This window comes from Prevotella sp. tf2-5, assembly GCF_900115435.1.
Taxonomy (GTDB): Bacteria; Bacteroidota; Bacteroidia; order Bacteroidales; family Bacteroidaceae; genus Prevotella.
On sequence record NZ_FOWK01000001.1, the window covers coordinates 97,689 to 115,979 of the forward strand.

Consider the following 18,291-nt stretch of genomic DNA (forward strand, 5'->3'; position numbering starts at 1 on the left):
TTTAGAATTTAAGTCCACCTTTACGTGCTGCGTCAGCCAAAGACTTCACACGACCATGATAGAGATAACCGTTACGGTCGAAGACAACGGTGTTAACACCGGCTGCCTGAGCCTTCTCGGCTACCAACTCACCAACCTTCTCGGCCTGCTGGATCTTAGGCATTGCCTCAAGACCAATAGAAGATGCAGATGCGAGAGTTTTACCTTCCAAATCGTTGATCACCTGAGCATAAATCTGCTTGTTGCTGCGGAAAACACTCAAGCGTGGACGCTCGGCTGTACCGAACACGTTCTTACGAATTCTATATTTGATCTTAATTCGTCTTTCTATTTTCTTTGTTGCCATAATCTTCAATTCTTTAAATGATTATTACTTAGCTGCGGCTGACTTACCCGACTTACGACGGATAACCTCACCCTTGAACAAGATACCCTTACCCTTATAAGGCTCCGGCATACGGAAAGAACGAATCTTAGCACAAATGAGTCCCAGCAACTGCTTGTCGCAAGACTCCAGGATAATCTGCGGGTTCTGGTTACGCTCCATCTTGGTCTCCACCTTGACCTCCTTAGGAAGCTGGATGAAAATGGGGTGCGTATAACCTAACGAGAACTCGATGATGTTGCCCTGGTTGGATACACGATAACCAACACCGATGAGCTCCATCTCCTTCTTGTAACCTTCACTAACACCTACAACCATGTTGTTGATGAGTGCACGGTATAAACCATGGAAAGCCTGCTTCTGTTTAATATTTACAGGACTGTTCTCGTCAATCTCAAATGATACATGACCATCAGCGACAGTCATCTTGATAGAGGGATCCACTTTCTGAGAAAGTTCACCCTTCGGACCCTTAACGGTAACGACACCGTCCTGACCCTGCGCAATCGTTACGCCGGCAGGAATACTAATTGGCAATTTTCCTATTCTTGACATAATCGAGTCCTCCAATTAATATACGTAACAAAGTACCTCGCCACCAATCTTCAAGTCGGCAGCTTCTTTGTCTGTCATTACACCTTGGGATGTAGATAAGATGGCAATACCTAATCCGTTAATTACTCTCGGCATGTCTTTGTAACCAGTGTACTTACGAAGACCTGGTGTTGACACGCGTTTCAGGCACTTGATGGCGTTAGCCTTAGTGGCTGGGTCATACTTCAAAGCCACCTTGATAGTACCCTGAGGGCCGTCCTCAATGAACTTGTAGTTCAGGATGTAACCCTTCTCGAAGAGGATCTTTGTGATTTCCTTCTTCAAGTTAGACGCAGGAACCTCAACAACACGGTGATGAGCCATGATGGCGTTTCTGAGTCTGGTCAGATAATCTGCTATTGGATCTGTCATAAAATAAATTGTTTAATTAATCGGGACTGCCCCGACAATATTAAAAATAATAATCTCACTCTTACCAGCTTGCCTTCTTAACACCTGGAATCAAGCCGTTGGAAGCCATCTCACGGAACTGGATACGTGACAGACCGAACTGACGCATATATCCTTTGGGACGACCTGTAATCTTACAACGGTTGTGCAGACGGATGGGATTCGCATTCTTTGGGATGCTCTGGAGCTTGCGAGCAGCCTCGTAAGCCTCTGCGGGATCCTCAGATGTTGCGATAATCTTCTTCAGTGCCGCACGTTTCTCAGCATAGCGGGCAACCAGTTTAGCACGCTTTACCTCGCGGGCTTTCATTGATTCTTTTGCCATATCTCTTAATCGTTTTTAGCGTTCTTGAATGGCAGACCGAAGCCCTTCAGCAAAGCATAACCTTCCTCGTCTGTCTTGGCAGAGGTCACGAAGGTAATGTTCATACCCTGGATACGGTCTACTGTATCAATATTGATTTCAGGGAAGATAATCTGCTCCTGAACACCGAGTGTGTAATTACCACGACCGTCGAACTTACTCTCAATACCCTTGAAGTCACGGATACGAGGAAGAGCTACACGGACGAGCTTCTCCAGGAACTCATACATACGCTCACGGCGCAGTGTAACCATTACACCGATAGGCATCTTCTTACGAAGCTTGAAGTTGGCAATATCCTTCTTGGAATATGTGGCAACAGCCTTCTGACCAGTGATGGTCGTAATCTCGTTGATAGCAACATCGATAATTTTCTTATCCTGTGTTGCATCACCCAAACCCTGATTGATGACAATCTTCTTCAGAACAGGAATCTGCATGGCTGAAGTGTAGTTGAACTGCTTCTGCAGAGCTGGAGCAATCTGCTCCTTATACTCTTTCTTTAACTGTGCTGTATCCATTACTTAATTTCCTCCCCTGACTTTTTAGCGATACGAATTACGTTCTTACCCTCATGCTTGATAGCAACACGGGTAGCCTTACCGCTCTTCGGATCAATCAGACTTAAATTTGAGATATGTATCGGAGCCTCCTGCTTGATGACACCACCCTGGGGGTTCTTCGCACTTGGCTTGGCACTCTTAGATACCATATTGACGCCCTCTACCAGAGCTCTCTGCTCTTTGATGAAGACTTTGAGCACCTTACCCTTCTGGCCTTTGTCCTTGCCAGCGAGGATAATTACCTCATCACCTTTTCTAATATGTAACTTACTCATTTCTTGAATGCTTTAAATGTTAAAGAACCTCAGGTGCCAGTGAAACGACCTTCATATTAACGGCACGCAGCTCACGAGCAACAGGACCGAAGATACGGCTGCCACGGAGCTCACCAGCGTTGTTCAACAGCACACAAGCATTGTCATCGAAACGGATGTACGAGCCATCAGCACGACGAATCTCCTTCTTGGTACGAACAACCAAAGCCTTTGATACTGCACCTTTTTTAACATCACTTGTGGGAATGGCGTTCTTGATAGCGACAACAATCACATCACCCACGCTGGCATAACGGCGGCGGGTACCACCCAATACACGGATGCAAAGAGCTTCACGTGCACCGCTGTTGTCAGCAACTGTCAGTCTTGTCTCAGTTTGTATCATAATTACTTAGCTTTTTCTACAATCTGTACTAATCTCCATCTCTTGGTCTTTGACAAAGGACGGGTCTCCATAACGAGTACTGTATCACCTACGTTGCACTCATTCTTCTCATCGTGTACATGGTATTTCTTTGTCTTCTGGACAAACTTACCATAAATAGGGTGCTTCTCCTTGAACTTAGCAGCAATAACAATGGTTTTATCCATCTTGTTACTGATAACGACACCCTGTCTTGTCTTTCTTAAATTTCTTGTTTCCATCTGGACCATTATTATTTGTTAAGTTCTCTTTGACGGAGCTCTGTCTTCATACGGGCGATATCACGACGTGCGGCCTTAATCTGTGATGGATTCTCCATAGGTGTAATGGCATGATTCAACTTCATCTGGTTGTACTTAGCAACCTCGGCTTCCAGTCTCTCAGCCAAATCCTTGGTCTCAATCTCTTTTAATTCCTTGCTTTTCATACTTCTTAAGCGTTTTTATCGTAATCGCGTCTAACAACAAACTTAGTCTTTACGGGCAACTTCTGAGCACCGAGGCGAAGTGCCTCCTTGGCAGTCTCAAAAGAAACGCCTTCTACTTCAAAGAGGATACGTCCTGGAGTTACAGGAGCCACCCAACCTGCAGGGTCACCTTTACCTTTACCCATACGTACGTCAGCAGGCTTACGAGTAATAGGTTTGTCCGGGAAGATGCGAATCCATACTTGACCCTCACGGTTCATATAACGGTTGATAGCAACACGAGCTGCCTCAATCTGACGGCTGTCAATCCATTTGGCATCCAATGTCTTGATGCCGAATGAGCCGAAAGCCAGTTGTGTACCTCTGTGGGCGTTGCCTTTATTGCCGCGTCCGTCTTGAGGTCTTCTATATCTTACTCTCTTAGGCTGTAACATGATAGCTTCTTACTTTAATGTTAATTACTTTTTCTTATTACGGAACTTTCTGCCACCAGTGCTACTACCGCTGTTACGGCTTGCGCCTTTCTCCTGAGTGAAGTTTGGGGCCAAATCAACTTTACCATAGATCTCACCACGGCAAATCCAAACCTTCAAGCCCAGCAGTCCGACTTTCGTCAGAGCCTCAGCCTGGCAGTAATCAATATCAGCACGGAAAGTGTGTAGAGGTGTACGACCCTCCTTAATCATCTCGCTGCGGGCAATTTCCGCACCATTCAGACGACCAGAGATCTGTACCTTGATACCCTCGGCACCAGCACGCATAGTGTTAGCCACAGCCATCTTGATAGCACGACGGTAAGCAATCTTACCCTCTATCTGGCGAGCGATGTTGTTGGCAACAATCGTAGCGTCAAGTTCCGGTTTCTTTACTTCAAAGATATTAATCTGAATCTCCTTGTCATAGAGTTTCTTCAGCTCTTCCTTCAACTTATCGACATCCTGTCCACCCTTACCAATGACAAGACCCGGACGGGCAGTGCAGATAGTGATGGTTACCAGTTTCAATGTACGTTCGATGACAATCTTCGACACGCTTGCCTTGGCAAGACGCTCATTGAGGTACTTACGGATTTTCTGATCCTCTACCAGGTTATCTCCGAAGTCCTTGCCTCCGAACCAATTTGAGTCCCAACCTTTAACGATACCAAGGCGGTTGCTAATTGGATTAACTTTCTGTCCCATACTTCTTACTTATCATTAGTTTTAGCGTCGACAAACAGAGTCACATGGTTCGAACGCTTACGGATACGATAGCCACGACCCTGAGGTGCCGGTCTCATACGTTTCATTGTCACACCTTCGTCAACGAAGACACGGCTAACATACAATTCGCCGTCTTCTGCCTTGCGGTCATTCTTCGCCTCCCAGTTAGCAATAGCTGAACGGAGAAGCTTCTCTACGTCAGCTGCAGCATGTTTCTTTGAGAATCTCAATACGCCAAGAGCGCGGTTAACCTCCATGCCGCGGATCATGTCAACGACATAACGCATCTTGCGTGGAGAAGAAGGAACACCTTTCAGCTTTGCAAAATTCTGTGTCTTATTGGCTGCCTTTCTTTTCTCAGCCGCTAATCTTTTTCTTGCTCCCATTATAATTCTTAATTCTTAATTCTTAATTCTTAATTCTTATCCCTGGGATTACTTCTTGTTTCCGGCATGACCACCGAAACGACGCGTCGGAGAGAACTCACCGAGCTTGTGTCCTACCATGTTCTCGGTAATGTAAACAGGGATGAATTTATTTCCATTGTGAACTGCAACTGTATGTCCCACGAAATCCGGGGAAATCATTGAAGCTCTTGCCCATGTCTTAACGACATTCTTCTTACCACTCTCGTTCATAGCGAGAATTTTTTTCTCGAGTGATACGTTGATGTACGGGCCTTTTTTTAATGAACGACTCATAATTTTCTCTAATTAACTTCGTGATTACTTCTTGTTAGCTCTTTCAATAATGTACTTGTTTGAAAGCTTCTTAGGTGCACGAGTCTTAAGACCCTTAGCATACAAGCCCTTACGTGAGCGTGGGTGTCCTCCAGACTGACGTCCTTCACCACCACCCATTGGGTGATCATGCGGGTTCATAACAACACCACGGTTGTGAGGACGACGACCCAGCCAGCGTGAGCGACCAGCCTTACCAGACTGCTCCAAAGCGTGATCTGAGTTACCTACACTACCTACAGTAGCCTTACAAGCAGAGAGAATCTGACGAGTCTCACCAGAAGGAAGCTTAATTACACAATAGCTGCCCTCACGAGAAGTCAACTGAGCGAAATTACCTGCCGAACGAACGAGCTTGGCACCCTGACCGGGACGCATCTCAATGTTGTGGATGACGGTACCAACAGGAATGTTGGCAAGGGGGAGAGCATTACCTACCTCAGGTGCTGCCTCCGAGCCAGACATCAGGGTCGTACCAACCTGCAGTCCATTAGGAGCAATGATATAACGTTTCTCACCATCAGCGTAGAACAACAATGCGATACGTGCCGAACGATTCGGATCGTACTCGATTGTCTTAACTACAGCTGGAACACCATCTTTCTCTCGTTTGAAGTCGATCAGACGATACTTCTTCTTGTGACCGCCGCCCATGTAACGGACAGTCATTTTACCGGTGTTGTTTCGACCACCGGTAGAACGCTTACCGTAAACGAGAGACTTCTCTGGCACGGATGCAGTAATATCCTCGAACGTGCCAATAATCTTGTGTCTTTGACCCGGAGTTACGGGTTTTAATTTACGTACTGCCATTTCTTATTAAATATTGCTGTAAAAATCAATGGTATCGCCCTCCTTAAGAGTAACGATTGCTTTCTTGAACGCATTCTTCTGACCTCTCACGAGACCAGCCTTGGTATAACGTTGTGAGCGTTTACCAGCATAGCGAAGCGTATTTACACTCTCAACTGTCACATTATACTGAGCCTCAACCTCTGCCTTAATCTCCAGCTTATTTGCCTCTGGCTTAACGATGAAACCATACTGGGCATGAGCCTTCTTGGTCACCATCTCACCTTTATGAGCGCCGGTCTTAGCTTTGAAAGTCCTGTCGGTAGAAGACTTCTCAGTAATATTGTTCATTTTCTCTGAAATCAGAGGCTTGATAATATATGCCATATCTTATGTCTCCTATCTTTATTTGTTTAATACACTGTCGATAGTCTTCAGCGAATTTTCGGTAATCACCATCACATCAGCGTTCAAAACCTTGTAAGTATTGAGTGATGCGGCAAGGATAACCTCTGAGCGCTGCAAGTTGCGAGCCGACAAATATACATTCTTATTTGACTCAGGCAATACCATGAGTAACTTCTTACCCTCTACGTTGAGATTCTTGGCAATGCTCAAGAAGTCCTTCGTCTTTGGAGCCTCAAAATTAAAGTCCTCAACAATGATGATGGCATTTTCCTTAGCCTTATATGAGAGGGCTGACTTGCGGGCAAGAAGAGTCACCTTCTTATTCAATTTAAAACGATAGTCACGGGGACGTGGACCAAACACGCGACCACCACCACGCAACAGAGGTGAGTTAATATCACCATGACGAGCACCGCCACCACCTTTCTGACGACCTAGCTTGCGGGTTGAACCAGCATGCTCACTTCTCTCTTTTGCCTTAGCAGTTCCCTGACGCTGATCAGCAAGATAACGCTTTACGTCAAGATAAATAACATGGTCGTTAGGCTCAATTCCGAAGATAGACTCGTTCAACGTAACCTTTCTTCCAGTCTCCTGACCTTTGATATTCAATACGTTAATTTCCATAGCTTACTTCTGAATTAAAACAGTTGAACCATTACAACCAGCGCAACTACCTTTCACAAGGATGAGGTTATGCTCTGGTATAACCTTTAACACACGAAGGTTCTGCGTTGTCACGCGGTCGCCACCCATCTGGCCACCCATGCGCATTCCCTTAAACACCTTGGCGGGATAAGAACAAGCACCGATAGATCCCGGTTTACGGGCGCGGTCGTCCTGACCGTGTGTAGCCTGACCTACACCACCAAAACCGTGACGCTTCATAACACCCTGGAAACCCTTACCTTTTGAGGTACCAACGACATCAACAAACTCTGTGTCGTTGAAAAGCTCCACTGTGATGGTGTCACCGAGGTTATGCTCCTCGTCAAACTTGAACTCGGCCAAGTGGGCCTTTGGTGTTGTACCCGCCTTCTTGAAAATACCCTGCATAGCCTTGGTAGTATTCTTTTCTTTCTTCTCACCATAAGCTAACTGAAGGGCGGCATAACCGTCTTTCTCGACGGTCTTTACCTGAGTAACAACACAAGGACCAGCTTCGATAACAGTGCACGGTACATTTTTACCGTCGGCACTGAAAACGGATGTCATTCCGATTTTTCTTCCAATTAATCCTGGCATTTCAGTTTAAAATTTAAATAATAATGTGAATATATTCTTTTTCTTTTTAAGTGTCATCTCGCTTTTCTCTAGCCCGCAAATACACTCAAAAAGAACTCATCACTTCTTCTAAACTGAAGGTAAATCGCTCTTTCTCAAGGTATTGTTAGCCGTCGAGCCAGCGCAATACGCACTTTAGCGGCTGCAAAGGTACACATAATAAATGAGGTACGCAACACTATTTACGTACCTCATAACATTATTTAAGATTTTTTATCTTTTTCAACCTTTATTTAAGAAGTATCTTCTTTCCGTTCATAATATACATGCCGTGCTGCGTGGGTTTGTCAACATACTTTCTTCCCTGCAAATCATACCATACATCATTCTGAAGATTATGGGGCACGGTAATGGTGATGACACGAAGCACGTCACCCCCTCCGGCGATATTCAGCAGGATCTTATTGAGCGGATTGCTTCCCGGTATTCCAAGACCATTACCCAAGTCGACGAGGAAGTAGCCATTGAAAGCACCGACCTCATGATGTTCTGTCGGAACATGGATATTGTCATCAGTACCCACATAAAGATTAGAAGCATTATTGCCTGTGAGCATCACAGGATCATAAGTGCCCACAAACTGCACCTTGCCATCGTTACTGGTTATAGCCATCTCAGCGGCTTCCGTCGTCTTGATGGTGACATTGTCAAACTCAGGATTGACAATCTCACTTGACGCCGTAGTCTCCCATTCCAGGAAATAAGGCTTACCAGGTTCTATGACATGTGCTGTCTTAAAGTTAAGAGTCACTACACCACTTTCTGCATCATAGCCAGTCGGAGTAGTATAGTCAACCTTGTCAACCACATCCAGTTCATAGAGGACTGCCCCATCAAGTGGAGTTGAACTGATAGATTCACTAATAATGTCAAAAGGCAAACAAATAGTGTTCCACTTATGATTCTTATACAATTTATGTCCATCGAGCACTACTTTCTTGATGGTTCTACCCTTGTACTGCTCTATCTGCGAACTATTGTCCTCCATCTCCTTAAAGACAAGCTCCGTTACCTTTGGAGGCACATCCGCATCGCTCAGGTAGAACACTTCCCTCTTGTAGGCACTATGGTACTTCATATAGATTTCTCCGTTGGGCAAGATATCGGTCGGTAACGAGTTCCTGAACACATAGATGTCACCTTCCTTCGTGAAACGATAGATGTCCGGACCACCCATAACCTTACCGTCAGACACCCTCAATTTATTGTTCTCGGGTATATAGGCATCGTCAGCCCTCGTCAGCGGGATATGATAAGTGGCACCAGCATTGTCGGTATGCAAGAGGATGATATCCCCCATCGGCACCTCCTCTATGGAACTCAGAATGATTCTTTCTGTGTCTTCATTCACACCCAGCACTTCATGGGCATCAATGGTCAACAGGCCCAAACCGTCGAAGTCGAGTTCACTCTTCGCCTTATGGGGCGTGAAAGTATAGCCCTCGGGGAAGCGCAATATCTCGCACACTTCACCTATCGACTGGGTACCCATGCACAAACGATAATAGTCCGCATCGCCATAGACATAGACCTTCAGCGTAACCAGTCCCTCCATATAGACCGCCTCTGGTTTCACATTGGATAGTGTGTCGAGTAGTACACTGTCAGCCAGGTTGTTATAGTCATAGAGTCTCGACTTCAGCTCGTGGCCTTTCGTGTCAGACATCACCAGCTGAACCTTGGTAGATGTCTTGATACCGTAGAGGCGCATGCTCAATAAAGCTTTGCCATGCAGATACGAGAAGCCCTCAGCCATCCGGAAACTCACAGACACATATTTATTTGCATCAAATTCGTCTGGTACCTCTATCTGTGCAGAGAGGCTGTCCAGGGGTTCTCCTGCCACCACGTTCAGTCCGCCGTTGACCGTCAGGTCGGAGACATCATAAAGCAGACTACCTGCCCCTTCGGGTTTCTGTACCGTCACAAGTTCATCCTTGACGGTTGCGGTATCAGGCATCCAGGTCATGAAATTGTCACTTCCAGGATAAGAGGCAGAGATGGATACAAGCTTAATATCCTCTTTGATATCAATCTGGATAGAGTCCTTGTCTGATACATAATAAAGTAAAGTCGACACATAGTTGCCTTCCTTATCTTGTGTCGTCGTGTACTGTGTACTAGTACTATCGGCGATAGTAGTAGCACTCAATGCGTCTTTAGTCACCATGCGGTAGATGGTGCCATAGCGAGCAGGGAGAGTGAACTTCGTTCCCGCTCCCACGTCGGCATAGCCTAAGTCCTTATTGTTCTCATTATCAATCCAACCATAGGTAGCGTCACACGACATATTCAAGTCAATGAAGTTAGAGTCAAAGAAAGTCGGTTTTACAAAACAGCACCTCCCTTGGAAATTTCGGAACAGTGCGACACTGTCCGGTTTGTCGAAGTCCCATACCGGTGCTACGGTGGCATCGCCGAAGTCCGACTCGTTCAACACGTAATTGGGAGTCATCACCACGTCGGCTGTCAGTATGTCCTTCACAATCAGGTTAGGATTCTTCGACCGGTCCACTTGATAGGTCTTGCCGTTACTACCCTTAAAGGACGAGACGGTATAGCCGAAGGCGCGCAGTTTCTCAAACTTATGGCAATAGAAATTTGGTCCCAAATAAATAACACCATTCGGAGCTGCATATTTCACATGGGGCGTGCCTTCAAAAATGAACTTGTAGTTCTCTATATAACGAGCCTCAATGGCACAATCGGCAACAGCCTTCACCTCCAACACGTTATTGAAGTCATTCTCCACCTTCGTCTCGTTCATATACCATTCCACATGCCAGGCCCTGTCCACAGCGGCTGTGAACTTGACTATTGCGTTGTCTGCAACGGTCGCGCCCGATGAAATAGGAGTTCCGTCTGTTGTCACGACAAGGTCCACAAGAGAGGAAGGCTTGTTAGTAACCTTGAAAGTGACGGTGACATCAGCCATGACGGTCATACCACACAGCCATAAGACAAATAGTATTATAGATTTTCTCATTTTCATAGGTCTTATTAATTATTATGAATCTATTTTATCAATATCTTCTTACCTTTCAGGATATAGATGCCTTGCTGCGTGGGTTTGTCAACATACTTCCTTCCCTGCAGATCATACCATACATCATCCTGAAGATTATGGGGCACGGTAATGGTGATGACACGAAGCACGTCACCCCCTCCGGCGATATTCAACAGGATCTTATTGAGTGGATTGCTTCCAGGTATTCCAAGACCATTACCCAAGTCGATGAGGAAGTAGCCATTAAAAGCACCGACCTCTTGATGTTCCGTCGGAACATGGATATTGTCATCAGTACCCACATAAAGATTAGAAGCATTGTTGCCTGTGAGCATCACAGGATCATAAGTGCCCACAAACTGCACCTTGCCATCGTTGCTGGTTATAGCCATCTCAGCGGCTTCCGTCGTCTTGATGGTGACATTGTCAAACTCAGGATTGACAATCTCACTTGACGACGTAGTCCTCCATTCCAGGAAATAGGGTTTGCCTGGTTCTATGGCATGCACAGACTTGAAGTTGAGCGTCACGACGCCACTTTCCAAATCATAGCCTGTCGGGGCTTTATAATCTTTACTGTCGGTCAGATCCATCTCATGGATTTCCGCCCCTTGCAACGGGCTTGAATCAATGTTCTCACCAATGATGTCGAAGGGCAGGCAAATGGTGTTCCACATATGATTCTTATATAACTTATGTCCGTCAAGAACTACTTTCTTAATCGTTCTACCTCTATACTGTTCTATAAGAGGATTGTTGTCTTCATTCTCATGGAAAACGAGCTCAGGTGTCTGTGGTGGAACAGATTTCTCATTGAGATAAAACACTTCTTTCTTTGTTGTGCTATGAAACCTCATATAAATCTCGCCACGGGGCAACGTCACATCAGCAGAGGATGAACGGAACACATACTCGTCACCTTCCTTACTGAAGCGATAGATATCCTTACCACCTTTGACGGTTCCATCGGAAACCCATAACCTATTATTGCCACGCACATAAGCATCATCGGCTCTTGTCAACGGGATATGATGCACAGCACCCGCCACATCTGAATGAATAACAAGAACATCACCCATCGGAATTTCCTCTATGGGATTCAAGATAACATAGTCATGTTCGTCATCAACACCTACCAACTCGTAGGCATCGACGCTCAACAGTGCCGCACCGTCATTGTCTATCTCGCTCTTCGCCTTGTAAGTGGCATAGTTGTAACCCTCCGGGAACCGCATGACCTCACAGATCTCTACGGAACACGTGATAGGCATGTACAGACGGTAATAGTCTGCCGCACCATAGACATATATCTTCAGCGTGATCTTACCCTCCATGTGCAGTTCCTTGGTCTTCCCCAGGTTCTCCAACGTATCAGTGAACACGACATCTGTCTGAAGATGCTCATAGACTTTTGACTTCAACTCAGTACCGAACTCGTCGGAGAGGACGATCTCCACATTAGCCGACTTGTCGGCTCCCTCTAGTACCATCTGTGTGAGCAGTCTCTTAAGGGCGAAGGAGAACCCGTCATCCATCTGGAAGGTCGCCGACAGGTATTTGTTCTCATCCTTCTCATTGGGGACTTCTATCTGTACGGAGCAACTATCACGATGCGTTCCAGCCACTACCTTCAATCCGCCATTGATGGTCAGGTCGGACAGGTCATAGAGCAGTCCTCCTGCCTCGCCAGTCTTCTCCACCGTAACAAGTTCATCCTTGGCGGTCGCCGTCGTATCCGGCAACCACGTCAGCACATTATCACCACCCGGATAGGAGGCAGAGATGGATACCAGCTGAATATCTTCGCCCACCACAATCTGGATGGAGTCTTTGTCTGACCCGCGATAGAATAAGGTAGCCACCTGGTTGCCTGCGGCATCTGTCGATTTCCTGAAGCTGGCACTGGTACTGTCGGCTATCGTGGTGGCAGAGAGTTCCTCCTTCGTTGTCATACGATAGATGGTACCGTAGCGGGCTGGCAGTATGAATTTCGTTCCTGCTCCCACATCGGCATAACCCTTTTGTTTGCCTCGCACATTGTCTATCCATCCATTGGTGGCATCGCACGACATGTTCAGATCGATATAGTTAGAATCAAACCATGTCGGTTTCGTGAAACAGCATTTTCCCTGATAGTTATCAAAGCGGGCTACACTGTCTGGCTTGTCAAAGTCCCATAGCGGCATCACGGTAACATCACCGAGGTCACACTGGTTCAACACGTAGTTGGGTTTCATTACGACATCAGCGGTCAACGTATCCTTCACGACAAGAATGGCGTCCGGAGCGTTGTCTACCAAGTAAGTCTTACCATTACTTCCAGTAAAATCTGCCACGGAATAGCCAAAAGCACGCAGTTTATCAAACTTATGGCAATAGAAATTCGGGCCCATATAGATAACACCATTCGCATCGGCATACTTCACGAAAGGCGTTCCCTCGAAAATGAACTTGAAGTTCTCCACATAGCGGGCCTCAATCTGATAGTCGTTCAGTACCGTTTGTGAGATGACATTGCCGACGGCATCTAATTTCTTGCTGTTGAGATACCATTCTATATGGTAGTTAGGTGCCTCAGCTGCCGTAATCGTCAGCATCGACTTAAGTTCAACAGCAGCTCCGGATTCTATCGGTTCAGTTCCTATTGTTGCCTTTAGGTCTTCCACCGAAGCAGGCTTATTGGTAGCTATGAAAAAGACAACAGGATTGCTGAATTCCGCGATATCAAATGTCGCAGAGCCTATAACATTGGAACCAGCCTCATCAGTGGCAACCCAAACATTCCACTTCCCTGCCACGTCAGGATTGAAAGGCAGCACTACCTGCTGGCTGCCGTTCTCCACCACTGTTACGGCACAATGTGAGCGTACTTTTCCTTTTTCTTCCGTCGTACTGGCAAACAGATATACATTACTGAGGAATTCTGAGCCTTTGTTCCTAAGCACAAAACTGATGTCCTGGTCTAACGTTGCCTTCTTCGAACCGATAGCCTGGAAGTCGACGGCTTCCAACTGTGGGGCAGACACCGTCAGTTTTACGTTAGTACCATCAAACGTTGCCAAGACATAATGTTGCTTCTCGACAGTCCACTGGGTCTTTCCTTTGATCCTGCTGATAGGCACTATCTTATATGTCCCCTGTGCTTTGTCTGTAGGCTGCACGGTACAGGAGATTTCCTTAAACACAAAACCTACAGGTATTTCCTCTTCCCTCGTGACAATGGTCTCAAGGGTACCATTCTCGTCCAGATATGCCAACCCAATCTCGAACGTGTTCAGCATACCCATTAAATTTGTGTAATTGGCAGTAACAGTATTATCGGTTACCATTACGCCCCATGTTAAGGTGCTAAACAACATTTCCGCCGGAGTGCTGACACCTATCTGTGCGCCAAAAACTGCTGCCTGACCGGTGGTAAAACTGGAGGGTGAGACGGGAGCGTCCTTGTTATCCTTATTATGATAGTCCATGACGGATAGTTTGTAATAGCCATCATTTTTTCCACCCCATCCGAAATTGATATGAAACATCTCATCACCATCATAACCGTCGATAATAAAGGCATGTCCCGCTGTCGATATTCCAGTCGTTGACGCGCCATAGATGACAGGTCGCTGATTCTTCAGTTCGTTGTAGATCATTGCCGTCCAGTCATCATGTGAATACAATTCATGGAGCTGAAGATTCGCCGTCTTATCGAACCCAAAATACTCGATCAGTGTCTCGGGAATCGTGAGACTCCTTCCGCCAGTCACAAGGGGTGTGAAGTCCGATTGGTTGGCATAGGCACAATACTTGATGAGTTTTGCCACTTCAGCCTTATCGGCTTCAACAGATGTCTCATCATACGCATTCCGCATCTTCGTCCAGTCGAACTCGGTGACAGGCAATTCCTCTATAGCAATCTTTAATGTCTCTGTAGTATAGGCAGGAACAGGTTTCATTGTCTTAGCAGGTTTCCCTGTCTTTTGTGCCCAGTAGTTCACCAACTGTGCTGTAGCTATCGTCATACAGCCAGCAAGATAGTGTCCGATGACCTCATTCGTAGGCAGCAAATCATTATATGGAGCCCCCTGGAACCACTTCGTCGTAGTCATTGGCTTGATGACTGGCCATGACGTTGCCGCACGGCGGGAGGTCATTATCGGAGCATAGCCTCTGGCATCCAGCTCCTTCATCTCCTCAATATAGCCTTGCAACCATGCCTTCATATTGTCAGGCAACAGGTTCTCATCAAACGAGCCACTGTCACTATAACCTAATACCTCAGCAAAGCGGTCATCACCGCTGACGATCACGAAGCCCTTATCTTCTGACGCATGAACGACATAAAGATAAGGCATACCCATACCATTCTTTTCGTTAAATACTGCCTCTGCCTGCATCTCCGAAGCAGATGGCGCCCTGTGTGAGATTGATATTTTACTCAAGAACTGAGCCGCAATCTGCTGTGCACGTTGTCTTCCGACAGGCTCAGCGCCAATTGCCATACTATACAGACACACTATTATCAGCACAAGTAACAATTTCCTCATAAGACCTCCTGTTTTCGTACAATTTTAGTTTAGTTATTAAATATTGCAAAGATACATATATTTTTTATTTTTCCATCTCCTATATTGTTAAAAAGAACAAAATGCCAGCCTCATACATGTTCTTATGGGTGCCGTTTTTTCGGTAAATATCATTAATTATTTGTCGTATTCAATAAAAATGATTACATTTGCACTATGATTCAAATAAAAAAGATCTGTCATTACATATCGGAATATATGGGGGTGCTGGTATTAGTAACTGCCTTGCTGGCACTGACTTTTCCCGATGCACTTCAGCATGTACGTCCCACTGTCATCAACTATATGTTGGGAATAGTCATGTTCGGAATGGGGCTGACACTGAACCTACAAGACTTCCGCATCGTGTTCAGCCGTCCCAAAGATGTCATCACCGGTTGTCTGGCACAATTTACCATCATGCCATTATTGGCATGGGGACTGGCAAGGCTCTTCTCACTTGACGAGGCGCTGGCACTTGGCGTCGTCCTAGTTGGGTGTTGCCCAGGCGGTACTGCCTCTAACGTCATCACCTATCTGGCAAAAGGCGATCTTGCCCTTTCTGTGGGGATGACAGGTGTCTCAACCCTACTCGCTCCCCTACTCACCCCCTTGCTGACATGGGTATTGGCAGGAAAAAACATTCATGTTGATGTGACAAGCATGTTTCTTAGTATCCTCTGGGTAGTCATCCTACCCATCATTATCGGTCTTGTTGTGAAGACGTTATTGCCAAGATTCACTGAGAAAGTAACAGACTATCTACCTGCATTCTCCTCCGTAGTCATCGCCCTCATCGTTGCCATTGTCATTTCTGCAAACGCCGAAAAGCTTCTTGCTGGAGGACTACTGATTATCGTGGTGGTGGCACTTCATAACCTCTGTGGACTAGCTTTCGGGTATCTGCTCGGGCGACTACTCGGTCTGTCAGAAGCCAAGAAGAGAGCTATATCCATTGAGGTAGGCATGCAAAACTCAGGACTGGCAAGCAGTCTGGCAACAATCCACTTTGCTGCTTACCCCCTCGCCACCATCCCTGGTGCCATTTTCAGCGTATGGCATAACATCTCTGGTGCAGCAGTAGCTTACTTATACAAAAAGAAGAGATGACTATTGTCATCCCTTCATCGATTATCTCTTTCTGTTGACATACTCCATGATGACGGCTACGGCATCATCCTCCGTCATACCATCCATTGAGAGCATTATATCATAGTTACGCGTATCGTACCGAGAGCGGTCACTATATTTCTTCAAATATGTCTCACGTCCCTCATCCACCATGTCGAGAGTATCGAGAGCGGCAGCATAGGTTATCCCCTGTTTCTTCATCAAACGCTCAATACGATATTCGGTGGATGCCTGGATAAACACATTCAAGCTATTGGGATAGTCACGGAAAATCAGAAAACCACTTCTACCAGCCACCACACAGGACTCCTCATGAGCTAGTCTTTCCAATATCTTCCGTTCTGTCTCAAACATCGCACTGGTAGAGGGCTTCTCCTGACGGTTGGAACTCAGCAACGATTTACAACGTTCCTGCAACTCGCCCCACCATGACGGTTTCTCCTGAGCCTTCAACTGTTCTATCTCTTCAGCTGTCAGCCCATATTTCTCGGTCAGCCCCTGGATGATAGCTTTGTCGTAATACTTCACACCCAACTGCTCGGCAAGTTTGCGTCCAACAGTCCTGCCACCACTACCCAACTCACGGTTGATGGTGATAATAAACTTTTCGTCCTTGTTCATGTCATACAAAGATTACCCAATATACCTGACGATAAGATCAGCAATCTCATCCTCTGTCCTTTCATCTGAGGAGATGACTAAATTATAGTTACGAGCATCATAACGCGAGGAATTTGTATATTTAGTGACATAGTTCTCACGCATCCTGTCTACCTGTCTAATGATTTTTTCCGCATCCTCATGAGACAGTCCTTTTTTCTTCATCACACGCTGGATACGATACTCTAAGGGAGCCAGAATAAGAATACTCAGATGGTTAGGATGATTACGGAATACGAAGAATCCACAACGACCCGCAATGACACATGACTCATTTTCTGCAATACCCTCCAGGATTTCTGTCTCGGCATGGAACAAATCCGCTGTTGTCAACAGCTCTGACTTACTACCGACAGGCACTTGATAATAGGCAGATTGGTGCAAGGCGCCTCCAACAGAGACCACTCGTTTAAAATCCGACCACCAGTTGTTCTTTTGCCCTTTCAATTTCTCTATCTCCTCCACCGTGAGATGGTATTTCTCTTCCAAAGCCTTGATAAGGGCTTTATCATAGAATGAAACACCCAGACGTTCGGCTAATTTTTCACCTACCGTACGACCACCGCTACCTAGTTCGCGATTGATGGTAATTACAAATTTCTCGTTTTTGTTCATATAATCTGTTGTTTTTTATCTGTCAATCTATCTTCTCCATGAACTGCCCTTTCGGATTGAAGCGTACGTCCATATCGTTGGAGAGTTCTATTTTGAAGCCATACGGCTTCTTGCTGAGTTTCGTAACGACATCCTCAGGAAAATGAATCCTCACATACTGGTTGATAGCAGGAGGGATAAGGGAAGAGGGAACACCTGTCTTTTTGCGTCCTACCCTTTTCCAATGCCCCTGTAGGTCGAATTCAATCTTCGTACCGTCATTAAGCAACACACTGTATTCCAATTCGTCATCATCGTCATTATCCATCTCTACAAGAACGACTGACGAGTGAGGGAAATACTGATTGATAAAAGCCTCCGAGTGAGGAGGGATTTTACCATCCACACAAGCCGTCACCAGCAACATCGTCAGGCACCAGAGTACCGCTGTCCATATTCTCTTTCTCATTTTTTCAC

The 18,291-nt window shown here is 45.9% G+C and carries 23 protein-coding genes; 1 reads left to right on the plus strand and 22 read right to left on the minus strand.

All coding sequences use genetic code 11. The features are described 5' to 3' along the window. Position 1 precedes the first annotated feature (1 nt). The 19 genes from rplR to BM257_RS00510 all read right to left on the minus strand — a co-directional run bounded on the left by rplR (position 2) and on the right by BM257_RS00510 (position 15,411). Entirely contained in the window at positions 2–346 is a 345-nt protein-coding gene (gene rplR, locus BM257_RS00420) for a 50S ribosomal protein L18 (RefSeq protein ID WP_092067138.1), read from the minus strand. A gap of 24 nt (positions 347–370) precedes the next feature. Continuing rightward, on the minus strand, positions 371–940 hold the full coding sequence (gene rplF / locus BM257_RS00425) for a 50S ribosomal protein L6 (protein ID WP_092067726.1): 570 nt from the start codon (positions 938–940) through the stop codon (positions 371–373). Positions 941–955: 15 nt separating this feature from the next. Further along, positions 956–1,351 carry a 30S ribosomal protein S8 gene (gene rpsH, locus BM257_RS00430; RefSeq protein WP_092067140.1) on the minus strand — a complete coding sequence of 132 codons (396 nt, stop codon included), beginning with the start codon at positions 1,349–1,351 and terminating at the stop codon, positions 956–958. Positions 1,352–1,412: 61 nt separating this feature from the next. Beyond that, positions 1,413–1,715, minus strand: coding sequence for a 30S ribosomal protein S14 (gene rpsN, locus BM257_RS00435; protein WP_092067142.1), 303 nt, complete (start codon positions 1,713–1,715; stop codon positions 1,413–1,415). Between the two features lie 5 nt (positions 1,716–1,720). Further along, positions 1,721–2,275, minus strand: a complete 555-nt coding sequence (gene rplE / locus BM257_RS00440; protein ID WP_092067144.1) for a 50S ribosomal protein L5 — start codon at positions 2,273–2,275, stop codon at positions 1,721–1,723. Then, the gene (gene rplX, locus BM257_RS00445) at positions 2,275–2,592 is read right to left on the minus strand and encodes a 50S ribosomal protein L24 (protein ID WP_092067146.1); all 318 of its coding nucleotides are present in this window, start codon (positions 2,590–2,592) and stop codon (positions 2,275–2,277) included. The genes rplE and rplX overlap by 1 nt, the downstream gene beginning before the upstream one ends. A 19-nt stretch (positions 2,593–2,611) precedes the next feature. Further along, a complete protein-coding gene (rplN, locus tag BM257_RS00450; protein ID WP_072290400.1) occupies positions 2,612–2,977 on the minus strand; it encodes a 50S ribosomal protein L14 in 366 nt (121 codons plus the stop codon). 2 nt (positions 2,978–2,979) lie between these two features. Continuing rightward, positions 2,980–3,246 carry a 30S ribosomal protein S17 gene (rpsQ, locus tag BM257_RS00455; RefSeq protein WP_092067148.1) on the minus strand — a complete coding sequence of 89 codons (267 nt, stop codon included), beginning with the start codon at positions 3,244–3,246 and terminating at the stop codon, positions 2,980–2,982. 2 nt (positions 3,247–3,248) lie between these two features. Then, a complete protein-coding gene (gene rpmC / locus BM257_RS00460; RefSeq protein WP_092067150.1) occupies positions 3,249–3,443 on the minus strand; it encodes a 50S ribosomal protein L29 in 195 nt (64 codons plus the stop codon). 5 nt (positions 3,444–3,448) lie between these two features. After that, positions 3,449–3,877, minus strand: a complete 429-nt coding sequence (rplP, locus tag BM257_RS00465; protein ID WP_092067152.1) for a 50S ribosomal protein L16 — start codon at positions 3,875–3,877, stop codon at positions 3,449–3,451. 24 nt (positions 3,878–3,901) lie between these two features. Continuing rightward, positions 3,902–4,624, minus strand: coding sequence for a 30S ribosomal protein S3 (gene rpsC, locus BM257_RS00470; RefSeq protein ID WP_092067154.1), 723 nt, complete (start codon positions 4,622–4,624; stop codon positions 3,902–3,904). 5 nt (positions 4,625–4,629) lie between these two features. Next, entirely contained in the window at positions 4,630–5,031 is a 402-nt protein-coding gene (gene rplV, locus BM257_RS00475) for a 50S ribosomal protein L22 (RefSeq protein WP_092067156.1), read from the minus strand. 48 nt (positions 5,032–5,079) lie between these two features. Continuing rightward, positions 5,080–5,346, minus strand: a complete 267-nt coding sequence (gene rpsS / locus BM257_RS00480; RefSeq protein WP_092067158.1) for a 30S ribosomal protein S19 — start codon at positions 5,344–5,346, stop codon at positions 5,080–5,082. 24 nt (positions 5,347–5,370) lie between these two features. Further along, complete coding sequence (rplB, locus tag BM257_RS00485; RefSeq protein WP_092067160.1) at positions 5,371–6,198, minus strand: 50S ribosomal protein L2; 828 nt, start codon at positions 6,196–6,198, stop codon at positions 5,371–5,373. 6 nt (positions 6,199–6,204) lie between these two features. Beyond that, entirely contained in the window at positions 6,205–6,564 is a 360-nt protein-coding gene (rplW, locus tag BM257_RS00490; protein ID WP_092067162.1) for a 50S ribosomal protein L23, read from the minus strand. 18 nt (positions 6,565–6,582) lie between these two features. Beyond that, complete coding sequence (rplD, locus tag BM257_RS00495; RefSeq protein ID WP_092067164.1) at positions 6,583–7,212, minus strand: 50S ribosomal protein L4; 630 nt, start codon at positions 7,210–7,212, stop codon at positions 6,583–6,585. Positions 7,213–7,215: 3 nt separating this feature from the next. Then, positions 7,216–7,830: a 50S ribosomal protein L3 gene (gene rplC / locus BM257_RS00500; RefSeq protein ID WP_092067166.1), complete on the minus strand. Its 615-nt coding sequence runs from the start codon at positions 7,828–7,830 to the stop codon at positions 7,216–7,218. A gap of 268 nt (positions 7,831–8,098) precedes the next feature. Continuing rightward, the gene (locus BM257_RS00505; protein ID WP_143096690.1) at positions 8,099–10,855 is read right to left on the minus strand and encodes a hypothetical protein; all 2,757 of its coding nucleotides are present in this window, start codon (positions 10,853–10,855) and stop codon (positions 8,099–8,101) included. 29 nt (positions 10,856–10,884) lie between these two features. Next, positions 10,885–15,411, minus strand: a complete 4,527-nt coding sequence (locus BM257_RS00510; RefSeq protein WP_092067170.1) for a C10 family peptidase — start codon at positions 15,409–15,411, stop codon at positions 10,885–10,887. Positions 15,412–15,615: 204 nt separating this feature from the next. On the opposite strand from BM257_RS00510, the gene BM257_RS00515 reads away from it, so the two are divergent. Then, positions 15,616–16,539, plus strand: a complete 924-nt coding sequence (locus BM257_RS00515; RefSeq protein ID WP_218154487.1) for a bile acid:sodium symporter family protein — start codon at positions 15,616–15,618, stop codon at positions 16,537–16,539. A gap of 21 nt (positions 16,540–16,560) precedes the next feature. On the opposite strand, the gene BM257_RS00520 is transcribed toward BM257_RS00515, so the two are convergent. The 3 genes from BM257_RS00520 to BM257_RS00530 are packed head-to-tail and all read right to left on the minus strand — an operon-like array spanning position 16,561 to position 18,283. After that, the gene (locus BM257_RS00520) at positions 16,561–17,181 is read right to left on the minus strand and encodes a cytidylate kinase-like family protein (protein WP_092067174.1); all 621 of its coding nucleotides are present in this window, start codon (positions 17,179–17,181) and stop codon (positions 16,561–16,563) included. Positions 17,182–17,193: 12 nt separating this feature from the next. Next, positions 17,194–17,835, minus strand: a complete 642-nt coding sequence (locus BM257_RS00525) for a cytidylate kinase-like family protein (protein ID WP_092067176.1) — start codon at positions 17,833–17,835, stop codon at positions 17,194–17,196. A gap of 22 nt (positions 17,836–17,857) precedes the next feature. Beyond that, positions 17,858–18,283 (minus strand): PepSY-like domain-containing protein, encoded by a 426-nt coding sequence (locus tag BM257_RS00530; protein ID WP_092067178.1) that lies wholly within the window; start codon positions 18,281–18,283, stop codon positions 17,858–17,860. Between the last annotated feature and the right edge of the window lie 8 nt (positions 18,284–18,291).

Excerpts from the sequence above, each read along its gene's own strand:
- rplR (WP_092067138.1), bottom strand. The coding sequence starts at position 346 with ATGGCAACAAAGAAAATAGAAAGACGAATTAAGATCAAATATAGAATT.
- rplF (WP_092067726.1), bottom strand. The coding sequence starts at position 940 with ATGTCAAGAATAGGAAAATTGCCAATTAGTATTCCTGCCGGCGTAACG.
- rpsH (WP_092067140.1), bottom strand. The coding sequence starts at position 1,351 with ATGACAGATCCAATAGCAGATTATCTGACCAGACTCAGAAACGCCATC.
- rpsN (WP_092067142.1), bottom strand. The coding sequence starts at position 1,715 with ATGGCAAAAGAATCAATGAAAGCCCGCGAGGTAAAGCGTGCTAAACTG.
- rplE (WP_092067144.1), bottom strand. The coding sequence starts at position 2,275 with ATGGATACAGCACAGTTAAAGAAAGAGTATAAGGAGCAGATTGCTCCA.
- rplX (WP_092067146.1), bottom strand. The coding sequence starts at position 2,592 with ATGAGTAAGTTACATATTAGAAAAGGTGATGAGGTAATTATCCTCGCT.
- rplN (WP_072290400.1), bottom strand. The coding sequence starts at position 2,977 with ATGATACAAACTGAGACAAGACTGACAGTTGCTGACAACAGCGGTGCA.
- rpsQ (WP_092067148.1), bottom strand. The coding sequence starts at position 3,246 with ATGGTCCAGATGGAAACAAGAAATTTAAGAAAGACAAGACAGGGTGTC.
- rpmC (WP_092067150.1), bottom strand. The coding sequence starts at position 3,443 with ATGAAAAGCAAGGAATTAAAAGAGATTGAGACCAAGGATTTGGCTGAG.
- rplP (WP_092067152.1), bottom strand. The coding sequence starts at position 3,877 with ATGTTACAGCCTAAGAGAGTAAGATATAGAAGACCTCAAGACGGACGC.
- rpsC (WP_092067154.1), bottom strand. The coding sequence starts at position 4,624 with ATGGGACAGAAAGTTAATCCAATTAGCAACCGCCTTGGTATCGTTAAA.
- rplV (WP_092067156.1), bottom strand. The coding sequence starts at position 5,031 with ATGGGAGCAAGAAAAAGATTAGCGGCTGAGAAAAGAAAGGCAGCCAAT.
- rpsS (WP_092067158.1), bottom strand. The coding sequence starts at position 5,346 with ATGAGTCGTTCATTAAAAAAAGGCCCGTACATCAACGTATCACTCGAG.
- rplB (WP_092067160.1), bottom strand. The coding sequence starts at position 6,198 with ATGGCAGTACGTAAATTAAAACCCGTAACTCCGGGTCAAAGACACAAG.
- rplW (WP_092067162.1), bottom strand. The coding sequence starts at position 6,564 with ATGGCATATATTATCAAGCCTCTGATTTCAGAGAAAATGAACAATATT.
- rplD (WP_092067164.1), bottom strand. The coding sequence starts at position 7,212 with ATGGAAATTAACGTATTGAATATCAAAGGTCAGGAGACTGGAAGAAAG.
- rplC (WP_092067166.1), bottom strand. The coding sequence starts at position 7,830 with ATGCCAGGATTAATTGGAAGAAAAATCGGAATGACATCCGTTTTCAGT.
- BM257_RS00505 (WP_143096690.1), bottom strand. The coding sequence starts at position 10,855 with ATGAGAAAATCTATAATACTATTTGTCTTATGGCTGTGTGGTATGACC.
- BM257_RS00510 (WP_092067170.1), bottom strand. The coding sequence starts at position 15,411 with ATGAGGAAATTGTTACTTGTGCTGATAATAGTGTGTCTGTATAGTATG.
- BM257_RS00520 (WP_092067174.1), bottom strand. The coding sequence starts at position 17,181 with ATGAACAAGGACGAAAAGTTTATTATCACCATCAACCGTGAGTTGGGT.
- BM257_RS00525 (WP_092067176.1), bottom strand. The coding sequence starts at position 17,835 with ATGAACAAAAACGAGAAATTTGTAATTACCATCAATCGCGAACTAGGT.
- BM257_RS00530 (WP_092067178.1), bottom strand. The coding sequence starts at position 18,283 with ATGAGAAAGAGAATATGGACAGCGGTACTCTGGTGCCTGACGATGTTG.